This is a genomic window from Salinisphaera aquimarina, from assembly GCF_042643355.1.
GTDB lineage: Bacteria > Pseudomonadota > Gammaproteobacteria > Nevskiales > Salinisphaeraceae > Salinisphaera > Salinisphaera aquimarina.
The window spans coordinates 1-11685 of the sequence record NZ_JBHRSS010000009.1 but is presented as its reverse complement, the minus strand read 5'-3'; the positions used below and the strand labels follow the sequence as shown (position 1 = coordinate 11685).

The window sequence follows — 11685 nt, the reverse complement described above, 5'->3', positions numbered from 1 at the left end:
TGTTCGGTCACGCAAATACGCGTCACCATTTCGGCGTGTCTTTGCGCCATGCGGGGTTGTGGCGTCTCGCTCGGGCCTGCGCCATCACGCGTTGCCGGGCCGGGCCTGACACCACCCATCACGCGAACCTCGTTGGGGGAACTGACGTTACAAGACACTAGGCGTCGTCGCCTTCGTGGGACTCGTTTTCGATCACGTCCGAATCGACGGTGCATTCGGGATCGCGCAGGAACGTCTTGTTCACGTCGATCAGGCCGAGATGCTTGATCGTGCGCCGGCCCAGCAGCAGCGGATAGTTCATGTCGCCGCGATCGCGCAGCGAGAACTGCTCTTCGTAGATGGTGTGGTTCATGCAGATCTTGAGCAGCACGACCGGGCGATGGTCGGAACCGCCGGCGCCGGTGACCTTGAGCTGGCGATAGAGCGGCCGCTCGAACTCGCGGCTGACCATGTCGTCATTGCGTTCGTCTTCCACGCGCGTGGTGAAGCGGACCCATTTCTTGTCGTCGCGCTCGAATTCCTCGATATCGGTGGCATGCAGCGACGACGTGAGGGCGCCGGTATCGAGCTTGCTCTTGACCTCCACGCCCCAGGGGATGAGGCGGGCGTTCTCGACCCATCCGTAGACGGTCTTGTCTTCATCGGCGAAAGCGGCGGTACAGCCGATGACAAGAGTGCACAGAACGAGCGTGCGGCTCAGAAAAAGAGTCGGGCGCATGGTAGAGAATTCCTTGCTTGTCGGCGCGACGGATCGCGAGAGTCGTTATGCTTTTTTGATTGCGGCGTGGCGCGAGGTTCTATTTGTCGCGGTTGATGGCGCGATAGCCGATATCACGCCGGTACATGGCGTCACGCCATTTTATTTTATCGACGCCCGCGTAGGCGCGGGCCTGGGCGTCGGCGACGTTGTCGCCGAGCGCACACACGCATAGTACCCGACCGCCACTGGTACGCACGCTGTCGTCCTCGGCCAGACGCGTGCCGGCATGAAAAACCTGCGTGCCCTCGGCGGTCGCAGCGTCGAGACCGGTGATGATGTCGTCCTTGTCATAGGGGCCGGGGTAGCCGCCGGCAGCCATGACCACGCCGAGCGCGGCCTGATCGCTCCAGCGCGCCTCGACCTGATCCAGGCGCTTTTCGAGCGCGGCCTCGATCAGATCGATCAGGTCCGATTTCAGGCGCATCAGGATCGGCTGGGTTTCCGGGTCGCCGAGACGCACGTTGAATTCGAGCACGCGCGCACCGCCGTCGTCGTCGATCATCAGTCCGGCGTAGAGAAAGCCGGTGAACGCACAGCCGTCGGCGGCCATGCCCGCGACTGTCGGCCGGATCACCTCTGCCATCACGCGCTCGCGCACCGCGTCGGTCATCACCGGTGCCGGCGAATAGGCGCCCATGCCGCCGGTGTTGGGGCCGGTATCGCCGTCGAATGCGGCCTTGTGATCCTGCGAACTGGCCAGCGGCAGAATATGTTCGCCGTCGACCAGGGCGATGAAGCTCAGTTCCTCGCCGGAGAGAAACGTCTCCACCACGATGCGCGCGCCCGAGTCGCCGAAGGCGTTGTCCTGGAGCATGTCGCGGGCGGCGTCGAGCGCCTCGTCCACGCTGGCGGCCAGATATACGCCCTTGCCGGCGGCCAGGCCGTCGGCCTTGACCACGATCGGCGCGCCCACGCGGCGAATGTGTGCCTCGGCCTCGCTGTAGTCGGTGAATACCGCGTAATCGGCGGTCGGAATGGCGTGGCGGGCGAGAAAATCCTTGGAGAATGCCTTGCTCGCCTCCAGCTGGGCGGCGTCGCGCCCGGGGCCGAAACAGGCCAGCCCGGCCTGGGTGAATACATCGACGATGCCGGCCGCCAGCGGCGCTTCCGGGCCCACAACGGTCAGGGTGATGGCGTTGTCGGTGGCGAAATCACGCAGGCCGTCGATATCGTCCGCGGCGAGGGCGATATTGGTGACGGCGTCCATGAGCGCGGTGCCGGCATTGCCGGGGGCGACATAGACATGGGTCACGCGTTTGGAGGCGGCGATCTTGACCGCCAGCGCATGCTCGCGTCCGCCGTTGCCGACGATCAGTACCCGGTGCTCGGATTCGCTCATGAACTACTGCCTGGATGGGGATGCCCGCGCTCGCCGGCATGGTCGAAACACAATGCCGCGCAAGCTTAGCAAAAGGACGCCTTCGATTGCGCCGGCGGGCACTGTCACGAAAACGCCACGAAACCGTCATATCGCGGTGATCTGGCCTGTCTAGCCTGTGCCTGCAGCCCGCGATTCGAGGATGTCATGAGCCCGAACGAAGAAAAAACCAGCCAGCCGACGCGCTATCGCAGCGTGTTCATCTCCGATGCCCATCTGGGCACCGCCGGGAGCCAGGCAGAAAAGCTGTCGGCATTTCTCAAGCACTGTCAGTGCGAGCAGCTGTATCTGGTCGGCGATATCATCGACGGTTGGCGCCTGCAGTCGACCTTCTTCTGGCCGCAGGAACATACCAACGTCATCCGCAAGATCCTGACCAAGTCCAAGCGCGGCACCCAGGTCTATTACGTGACCGGCAACCACGACGACTTCCTGCGCAAGTTCGTCGACTACGAACTGCGCATGGGCAATATTCATGTGGTCAACGACGCCGTTCATGTCACTGCCGACAACCGCAAGCTGTTCGTCATCCACGGCGATCTGTTCGACGTGGTCACCCGTTACCACCGCTGGGTCGCCCGTATCGGCGACGTGGCCTACATCACGCTGCTGCGCGCCAACCGCTATGTGAATGGTGTGCGTGCGCGCCTGGGCTACCCCTACTGGTCGCTGTCGGCCTATGCCAAGCACAAGGTGAAATCGGCGGTGAACTTCATCAGCGAATTCGAGAAGGCGGTCGCCCACGAATGCCGCCGGCGCGGCTTCGATGGCGTGGTCTGCGGGCATATCCATCACGCCGAGATCAAGACCATCGAAGGCGTGACCTACTACAACTCGGGCGACTGGGTGGAATCCTGCAGCGCCCTGGTCGAGCATTTCGACGGCTCTATGGAGATCATCTACTGGGACGACGTGGTTCGTGCCGCCCAGCCGAGCAAGGTCAGGGCGTTGCACGCCGCATAATCTCCGCCAGACGGCGGCGCTGCGGCACGACTGGCCACGGCGCAGGTAGAATGACGGGCTTTCATCGACTCAGAAGAGTGCCATGCCCGCCGACTGCATCCTCCACGACGGCGACTTCCTGCGCCTGAAACGTATCGATACCTGGGAATACGTGGAGCGCGCCAACGCGCGCGGCGCGGTGATCATCGTGGCGGTGACCGACGCTGACGAACTGCTGCTGGTCGAACAGCCGCGGCTGCCGATGGGCGCCAACGTGCTCGAACTGCCGGCCGGCCTGGTGGGCGATATCGCGGGCGAGGAAGACGAGGAACTGGCGATCGCCGCCGCGCGCGAACTCGAGGAAGAGACCGGCTACCGCGCCGGCCGGCTGGAATTTCTCACTGCCGGTCCGCCCAGCGCGGGCCTGGCCAACGAAACGATCAGCTTCTTTCGCGCCCACGACCTGACCCGTATCGGCGCTGGCGGCGGCGACGACAGCGAAGACATCATCCCGCATGCAGTGCCGTTGGCCGGGATCGAATCCTGGCTGCAGCAGCGCCGTGAAGAAGGTCTGCTTGTCGACCCCAAGATCTTTGCCGGGCTGTATTTTCTTACCCGGTAAGCGTTATGCGTTCGCTGCGCACCGGGCCGATCGGGCGGTCGCTGGCGATACAGGCGGCGTAGCCGGGGACAAGATCCAGCGGCTGTAGCGGCCAGTCGTGCGCGTCCAGCCGTGCGTGATCGCCGTGCAGATCCAGTGATCGGATCCGAGCCAGGCCCACCCGGCCGCTGGCCTTCACCGTTGCCTCGCGCGCGCACCAGAAATCGAAGAAGCGATCGGGCTCGTCCTCGACAATCGCGGCCTGGCCCGGGCTCATCAGGCGGGCCAGGCGCGCAGGCACGATCGGGCGCCGTGCTTCCACGTCCAGCCCGACGAGGCGGTGTTCACCCGGCCTCGAATCTCTCGTATCGTCGTCGACCGCGCAGGCCACCAGCCGATCGCTATGCGAAATGCTGAAGCCGGGCGCGCCGCTGATCTCGGGGCGCCCGCCAGCGCCGAACCCGATCCGCTCGATCGCCGATTCCGCCACATCGAGGCCGCGCAGCGCATGGGCCAGCAAGTCCAGTCCGGCCTGGGTTCGAACCCGGGCGTGCTCGCTTTTCATGCGCTCCAGGCGGCCCCGATATGCCGGTGCATAGCGCGCTAGGGGAATACCCGACAGCTGCTGCTGGCATTGATCGGAGATTATTGTGTAAACTACATACATAACAAAAAATTGATGTCGCCTTTCGCTGCTGACGGCGAGCGAACGTACTGCCTTGGAGCGCCAGATAACGCCGTCCGACCGGGAATCTGTCTGCCATGTCGATTAGCGTATCCGATCTCCAGCATCGTGCCCGGATTGCCGGGCCCATCGCGCGTTTTTCGATCGGGCCGGACGATGCCACCCGGGCCATGCTCTGTCGCTGGCACAGCGCCTTTGGAGACATCTACCGGGTTCGCCCCGATCACGGCGACGCCGAACACTGGGTCGTCCACGATCCGGAGGCCGTGCAACAGATTCTGGTGCGCAACAGCCGCAACTACAGCAAGGGCATGGGCCTGGACCGGGTCAAAATTCTGCTCGGCAACGGCATCATGGTCAGCGAAGCGGATTTCTGGGCACGTCAGCGGCGGCTGATCCAGCCGGCCTTCAAGCCCAGGGCGCTGGCGGATTTCAACGCCATGATCTTCGACGAGAACGTCGTCCTGGCCAAGCGCTGGTCGCAGTTCGCCGCCGCGCGGGAACCGCTGGACGTCGCCGCCGAAATCAGCGAGCTCACCCTGGTGATCGTGCTCAAGTCCATTTTTGGCGAGGACTATGCCGATCTGATCGCCGGTGGCGCCAATCCGTTCGCGCTGCTCAGCGAGGCGCCCGAACGCAATCTGCGCTTTGCCGCGCGTTTTCATCGCCTGCGCAAAGTGGTCGAGTCGATCATCGACAAGCGCCTGGGCGCGCCTCGGCAGCCGTTCGATTTTCTGGGCCACATGCTCGCCGCGCGCAGCCGCGACGGTGAAGCGATGACCCACCGGGAACTGGTTGACGAGGTGCTCACGCTGATCGTGGCCGGCCACGAGACCACGGCCAGCGCGCTGGCCTGGGGGTGGTATCTGATCGCCACCCATCCGGAGGTAGGCGCCACGTTGCAGGCCGCTGCCGATGCCATCGACATGGACGCGTTGCGCCGCGACGGTGGTCATCGCAACGACGCATTCGCCTGGTTCGACGCGACGGTGAACGAAACCCTGCGGCTGTACCCGCCCGGCTGGCTGTTGTCGCGGCGCGCGCTCGCGCCCGACCGGCTGGGTGGGTACGACATCGAACCCGGTACCCAGTTGTTCATCAGCCCTTATGTACTGCATCGGCACGGCGACTACTGGCAAGACCCCGAGTGTTTCGACCCCACGCGCTTCATCGACGGCGAGCAACCGGCGCATCGTTTCGCCTATGTGCCTTTTGCCGCCGGCCCGCGTCATTGCGTGGGTGAGCAGATGGCGCTCACCGAGATGCGTGTGCATCTGGCGGTCATGATCCGGGCCTTCACGCCGTGCTACGTGGCCGCGCATCCGCCGCAGATCGAGTCGCATATCAATCTGCGGCCGGCCGACGGTGTCCGTCTGCAACTGATTTCGCAATAATTTTCTATTCGGGACAACCCATAATTCCTATGCTCTCGTTCAATACCTTGATAGACGCGCTCGACGCGCAGGCCCGGTCGGATACAGGCGAATCGGCCGAGATCGGTTTCATCGACGGGGCCAGCGACGAACGCCGCCTGAGCTACCGTATGCTCTCTCGCGCCGCGCTGCGCCTGCTCGCGGTGCTCCAGCATCGGGGCGCGAAGCAGGGCGATCACGTCATTCTGTTCGTCGCCGACAACCTGCGTTTTCTGCAGTTCTTCTGGGCCGCCCTTCATGGCGGCATGGTGCCGGTGCCGATCGCCGCCGGGGTCGGCGAGGCGCAGCTCGAAAAGCTGGTACGGGTCTGGAAGCATCTGGGCCAGCCGCGGGTGATCGCGGACGCCAAGCACCTGGAGCGTGCGCGCGCCTACCTGGAAAAACAGGGCGATGGCGCCAGCGCCCGGCTATTGGCCGACGGCACGATCTCCGACGAGCCGCCCGCGGTCGAGGCCGAGGCCGTACGCGCCGATGTATCGGCCGACGACATCGCCTTCATCCAGTTCTCTTCCGGCTCCACCGGCGACCCGAAAGGCGTCGTGCTCACCCATGCGAACGTGCTGGCCAATATCCGCGCGATAAGCGAGGGCTCGCGCTTCGGCGACGACGAAGTGGCGGTGTCCTGGATGCCGCTGACCCATGACATGGGTCTGATCGGCTTTCATCTGACTCTCGTCTGCAACGGTTTCAGCCACTATCTGATGGCCACCGACCTGTTCGCGCGGCGACCGCTGCTGTGGCTGGAAAAGGCGGCCGAAAAACAGGCCACGCTGCTGTGCTCGCCCAACTTCGGCTATCGTCACACGCTGCGTGCGATCGCGGCCAAGGGCCTGCCGGCGCTGGATCTGTCCAGCGTGCGCCTGATCTACAACGGCGCCGAGCCCATTGCGCCGACGCTGGCCCGTGAATTTCTGGATACGCTCGCGCCGACCGACCTCGACGCCGGCAGCATGTTCGCGGTCTACGGCCTCGCCGAGGCCAGCCTCGCGGCGACCTTCCCGCAGCCCGGCTCCGGCCTGAGTAGCCTGAGCGTGACCCGCGGCGAACTGGGCGTGGGCCAGCGAGTGCAGTTCGACGACGGCGACAGCGCTGTGGAGCTGGTCTGTCTCGGCGCGCCGGTTACCGGTACCGAACTTCGTATCGCCGATGCCGACGGCGCCGCGCTCGACACGGACGTGGTCGGCCGTGTCTGGATTCGCGGCGACAACGTCACCGCCGGCTATTACCGCAACGATGCCGCCAACGAGGCCGCGCGCATGGGCGAGGGCTGGCTGGATACCGGCGACCTGGGATTCCTGCACGACGGGGATCTGTTCATCACCGGACGCGCGAAGGAGATCATCTTCGTCAACGGCCAGAATCATTACCCGCAGGATCTGGAAGCCATCGTGCATCGGGCCAGCGGTGTGGAACACAACAAGGTGGCCGCGGCCGGCGTGCGCGCGCCGGCCGCGGACGCCGACGAGCTCGTACTGTTCATCGTCTTTCGCGGCCATCTCGAGGACTTCCTGCCCATGGCCCGCGAGGTCGCCGGCCTGATCAATCAGCAGGCCGGCCTGGCGGTGGCGCGGGTGGTGCCCGTCAAGCACATGCCCAAGACCACCAGCGGCAAGCTGCAGCGTTCACAGCTGGCCTCGGCCTATGCCGCCGGTGAATTTGCCGCGGTGACCGAGGCGCTGGATGCGTTGATGCAGGCCGATGCCCCGCAGGCGGCGTCCGAGAGCAGCGGCGATGTCGCGACCGATCTGAAAGCGATCTGCGACGAAGTGGTGCCCGACAAGAACATCGGCTTTGACGACGATCTGTTCGAGATCGGGCTGTCGTCGCTGGAACTGGCACAGATCCACGAGGGCATCGAGCAGCGCTGGCCGGACCGGTTGGAGGTCACCGATCTGTTCGACTACCCTACGATTCAGGAACTCGCGGCGTATCTCGAGGAACGACGCGCGGCCTGACTAGCGGCGCTGTCTTGCCGGCGTGACGCCCATCGCCTGGTCGGCGCGCGCGGTGAGCGCGTCGAGCTGTTCGCCCAGGACAACGGCGCGGGCCTCGATATCGTCGCCGCGCGCTATGGTGAGCGGTTCGCCGATGACGATTACCACGCGCGCAAACGGCTTGGGGATGATCAGCGCATCCCAGGAGCCCAGTTGCCAGAAGCGATCGGCGGAGAAGGCCATCGGCAGTATCGGGGTACGGGTCATCTGCGCCAGCATCACGCTGCCGCTCTTGACCTGTCGTGCGGGCCCGTGTGGCCCGTCGGGATGGAGGACCGGCGACACGCCGTCGCGGATCGTGCCATAGAGTTCACGCAGCGCACGCGCGCCGGTGCGCGTCGACGAGCCACGCAGAATGGTCGCGCCCATGCCGGCGACTACGCGGGCGACCAGTTCGCCGTCGCGCGAGGGCGATACCAGAAACCCCGGTTGCAGGCCGCGCCGGCGCGCCCGCAGCAGATACCCCACGCAGACACTCAGGCGCTGATGCCAGCAACACAGCAGCATCGGCTCCTTTTGTTCCAGCAGCATCGCCAGGTTGGCCTTGCCCTCGACGCGCTCGATCCGGCAGCTGGCCAGCAGGGTGCGGCCGATCAGTCGCAGAATCGGTGCGGCAAGCGACATCCACAGCCGCGTGGACCACGGCAGCTCGGTCTCGTTGTCATGGGTCATGTGTGGCTTGCACGCTGTGGGGGTGATTGTTCCGCCCTCAGGTTGAGGGCATCCAGGCGATGGCCGAGTTCGGTGGCGATATCCTCGGCCTCGACGGTGCCCTCGAGCGCCCCCACCGTCCAGGGTTCGCCTACCGCGATCAAAAAACGGCAGAACGGCTTGGGAATACGAAAGGCATCCCAGGACTTGACCTGCCAGTAGCGGCTGGCGGCCGCGCCGACCGGAAACAGCGGGGCACCGCTGCGGCTCGCCAGAATCACCGCGCCGGTCTTGAACTGCCGTGCCGGACCGCGGGGGCCGTCGCCGTACATCATCGGCGATATGCCCTCGGCCACGGCCTCGGTGAGCGCGCGCATGGCTTCCTTGCCGGAGCGGCTGGAGGAGCCGCGTATCGGTTTCACCCGATGCGCATGCGCGACGCGCGACATGAATTCGCCCTCGCGCGACGGGCTGATCAGAAAACCGATGTTCATGCCGCGAGGCACGAGCGAACGCAGAAACAGGCCGCTCGGCACCAGGCTCTGATGCCAGCCGCAGGGAATCACCGGGGTGCCGGACGCCAGTGCCGCATCCAGGTGCTGCCGGCCTTCGACGACGCGGATGCGACAGGTCAGGCGCAGCAGCCAGATATATCCGGCAATGCCCCATTCGGACAGCGTTCGCAGCAGTCGCTTGCGCCAGCCCGGCGCCTTGTTCTTGCGCTGCCTGTGGTTCCGGCCGCCCGGGGTGCTGTGTTTATCGGCCATCCGTGCTCCGAGGCGCGCCGTCAGGGCTTGTACTACGGGGCTGCAAGACTAATCTCATCGGCCGCGAGTTGAAACCGCCGGCCAGTGCTCGCATCCTTTGCGGACCATCAATCGCCCGATCCATCTATGTCCGCTCTGGGACGTCTCTATGGCCGCGCACCGGCGCTGCTGACCGATCTGTATCAGCTGACCATGGCCTACGGCCATTGGTATAACGCCACCCACGAGCGCGAGGCGGTATTTCATCTGTTCTTTCGCGAGGCCCCGTTCAACAACGGCTTCGCGATCGCCTGCGGAATCGAGACGGCAATCGAATACGTTACCCGCATGCGCTTCGAGCACGACGATATCGCCTATCTGGCGACACTCAAGGACAACGTCGGCAATCCGCTGTTCGCCGAGGGTTTTCTGCGCTATCTGCGCGATTTCCGATTCACCGGCGAGATCGATGCCTTGCCCGAAGGCACGGCAGTGTTCGCGCACCAGCCGATGCTGCGCGTGCGTGCGCCGATTCTCCAGGCGCAGCTGCTGGAAACGGCTCTGCTCAATCTGATGAATTTCCCGACCCTGGTCGCCACCAAGGCCGCGCGCATCGCGCATGCCGCGGGCGATGATCCGGTGCTTGACTTCGGCCTCAGGAAAGCCCAGGGCATCGACGGAGGGGTGTCGGCCGCGCGCGCTGCCTATATCGGTGGATGCGCCGGCACGTCCAACGTCCTCGCCGGCAAGCTGTTCGGCATTCCGGTATCGGGCACCCATGCCCACGGCTGGGTGATGGCCTTTGACGACGAACTGGATGCCTTCGACGCCTACGCCGCGGCGCTGCCCGACCACTGTATTTTTCTGGTGGATACCTACAACACGCTCGAGGGCGTCGAGAACGCGATCCGTGCCGGCAAGAAGCTTCGTGCCGCCGGCCACGAGATGGCCGGTATCCGGCTGGACTCGGGGGATATGGCGGAGCTGTCGCGCGCCGCGCGCCGCCGGCTGGACGAGGCCGGCTTCCCCGACGCCAAGATCGCCGCGAGTTCCAATCTCGACGAGCATGCCATTGCCGATCTCAAGTCGCGCGGCGCACCGATCGTGCTCTGGGGCGTCGGCACGCGGCTGGCGACCGCACAGCCGGATGCCGCGCTCGATGGCGTCTACAAACTCGCGGCTTTGCGCAACGACGCCGGGCGCTGGTCCTACCGGATGAAGCTGTCGGATACGCCGGGCAAGCTCACCCGCCCGGGCGTGCAGCAGGTGCGCCGGTTCCTCGACGCCGACGGCGCGCCGCTCGCGGATCTGCTCTACGACGAAGCGGCACCGAAGACCGCCTGGGCCGGGGGCGATCAATCGGGCGTGCGTGAATTCAGCGCCGATAGCGCGCATCGCGATCTGCTCGAACCGATGGTGCGCGCCGGTGAGCGCGTCGGTCAGGCGCCGGCCCTTGCCGCGGTGCGCGATCACGCGCTGCAGCAGTTCGCCTGTTTTGCCGCGCGCCCGGGCTATCCGGCGCTGATCGACCGCTATCTGGATGCAGCCACGGCCGATCTGCGCGACTGGCTGATGCGCCGCCACGCCGACGGCGTCGACGACAGGGCCGCCGCAACCGGAGTGGTTGAATCATGAAAAGCGCATTGCTGCTGGTCGATATACAGAACGATTTCCTGCCCGGCGGCGCGCTGGCGGTGGCCGAGGGTGATGCCATCGTGCCGATCGCCAACCGCCTCATGCCGGTGTTCGACCACGTGATCGCCAGCCAGGATTGGCACCCACCGCATCATCTGTCCTTCGCCGCCGAGCATGACGGCTTCGAGCCGTTCCAGCTCACCGAGCTCGACGGCCTGCAGCAGATTCTGTGGCCGGTGCACTGTGTTCAGGGCACGCCGGGGGCGGGGTTTGCCTCGGCCCTCGATGTCGCCGGCATCGATCATGTGGTGCGCAAGGGCAGCAATCCGCGCATCGACAGCTACTCGGCGTTCTACGACAACGACCATCGTCAGGCGACCGGTCTGACCGAGCATCTGCGCGAGCGCGGTATCGATGCGCTGTTCGTCGCCGGTCTGGCGGCGGATGTATGCGTGAAATTCACCGCGCTCGATGCGCTTGCCGACGGTTTCGATACCACGCTGATCGTGGACGCCACGCGCGGCGTCGACATGCAGGAAGGCGATACCGACGCTGCGATCCAGGCCATGCGTCAGGCCGGCGTGCGCCTCGCGGACAGCCACGATCTGCTCGCGGCCGGCTAGCACCGGTCGCCGCCGCGCGGGCGTTCGATCGCAGGCAAGCTTTTATTGCAGGGTGCAGGTTGTTAAATTGCAGCCGTTACCCGTTTCCCTTGCCGGTGTCCCACCATGAGTGCCCTCTCAAAAAACTTGGCCAAAGATCTGGCGGTGTCCGCGCGTCTTGCCGACGAAATGCGCGAACCGTTTCCGAATTCGTCCAAGATCTACGTCACCGGTTCCCGGCCCGATATCCGCGTGCCG

At 65.3% G+C, this 11685-nt stretch carries 11 protein-coding genes; 6 read left to right on the top strand and 5 right to left on the bottom strand.

The window, feature by feature from the left end; all coding sequences use genetic code 11:
* Positions 1 to 157: 157 nt before the first annotated feature.
* Complete coding sequence (rloA3, locus tag ACFOSU_RS18375; protein WP_380691396.1) at positions 158 to 718, bottom strand: retropepsin-like aspartic peptidase RloA3; 561 nt, start codon at positions 716 to 718, stop codon at positions 158 to 160.
* 79 nt (positions 719 to 797) lie between these two features.
* On the bottom strand, positions 798 to 2099 hold the full coding sequence (gene purD, locus ACFOSU_RS18370) for a phosphoribosylamine--glycine ligase (protein ID WP_380691395.1): 1302 nt from the start codon (positions 2097 to 2099) through the stop codon (positions 798 to 800).
* Between the two features lie 186 nt (positions 2100 to 2285).
* Between purD and ACFOSU_RS18365 the strand changes: the two genes are divergently transcribed.
* Both ACFOSU_RS18365 and ACFOSU_RS18360 read left to right on the top strand, forming a co-directional pair.
* Positions 2286 to 3101: a UDP-2,3-diacylglucosamine diphosphatase gene (locus ACFOSU_RS18365; RefSeq protein ID WP_380691394.1), complete on the top strand. Its 816-nt coding sequence runs from the start codon at positions 2286 to 2288 to the stop codon at positions 3099 to 3101.
* An 82-nt stretch (positions 3102 to 3183) separates the two neighbouring features.
* Positions 3184 to 3702, top strand: coding sequence for an NUDIX hydrolase (locus tag ACFOSU_RS18360; protein WP_380691393.1), 519 nt, complete (start codon positions 3184 to 3186; stop codon positions 3700 to 3702).
* Here ACFOSU_RS18360 and ACFOSU_RS18355 read toward each other — a convergent pair.
* Positions 3692 to 4246 carry a 4'-phosphopantetheinyl transferase family protein gene (locus ACFOSU_RS18355; protein ID WP_380691392.1) on the bottom strand — a complete coding sequence of 185 codons (555 nt, stop codon included), beginning with the start codon at positions 4244 to 4246 and terminating at the stop codon, positions 3692 to 3694. The two genes, ACFOSU_RS18360 and ACFOSU_RS18355, sit on opposite strands and share 11 nt — an antisense overlap.
* Before the next feature lie 197 nt (positions 4247 to 4443).
* On the opposite strand from ACFOSU_RS18355, the gene ACFOSU_RS18350 reads away from it, so the two are divergent.
* Positions 4444 to 5760, top strand: coding sequence for a cytochrome P450 (locus tag ACFOSU_RS18350; protein WP_380691391.1), 1317 nt, complete (start codon positions 4444 to 4446; stop codon positions 5758 to 5760).
* A gap of 29 nt (positions 5761 to 5789) precedes the next feature.
* Positions 5790 to 7754, top strand: coding sequence for a non-ribosomal peptide synthetase (locus ACFOSU_RS18345; protein ID WP_380691390.1), 1965 nt, complete (start codon positions 5790 to 5792; stop codon positions 7752 to 7754).
* Here the strand turns inward: ACFOSU_RS18345 and ACFOSU_RS18340 are convergent, their stop codons facing one another.
* Both ACFOSU_RS18340 and ACFOSU_RS18335 read right to left on the bottom strand, forming a co-directional pair.
* Entirely contained in the window at positions 7755 to 8465 is a 711-nt protein-coding gene (locus ACFOSU_RS18340; RefSeq protein WP_380691389.1) for a lysophospholipid acyltransferase family protein, read from the bottom strand.
* Positions 8462 to 9211, bottom strand: a complete 750-nt coding sequence (locus tag ACFOSU_RS18335) for a lysophospholipid acyltransferase family protein (protein WP_380691388.1) — start codon at positions 9209 to 9211, stop codon at positions 8462 to 8464. The genes ACFOSU_RS18340 and ACFOSU_RS18335 overlap by 4 nt, the downstream gene beginning before the upstream one ends.
* 126 nt (positions 9212 to 9337) lie before the next feature.
* Between ACFOSU_RS18335 and ACFOSU_RS18330 the strand changes: the two genes are divergently transcribed.
* Positions 9338 to 10825 carry a nicotinate phosphoribosyltransferase gene (locus ACFOSU_RS18330; protein ID WP_380691387.1) on the top strand — a complete coding sequence of 496 codons (1488 nt, stop codon included), beginning with the start codon at positions 9338 to 9340 and terminating at the stop codon, positions 10823 to 10825.
* Entirely contained in the window at positions 10822 to 11448 is a 627-nt protein-coding gene (gene pncA, locus ACFOSU_RS18325; protein WP_380691386.1) for a bifunctional nicotinamidase/pyrazinamidase, read from the top strand. Before ACFOSU_RS18330 ends, pncA begins: the two co-directional genes overlap by 4 nt.
* Positions 11449 to 11685 lie beyond the last annotated feature (237 nt).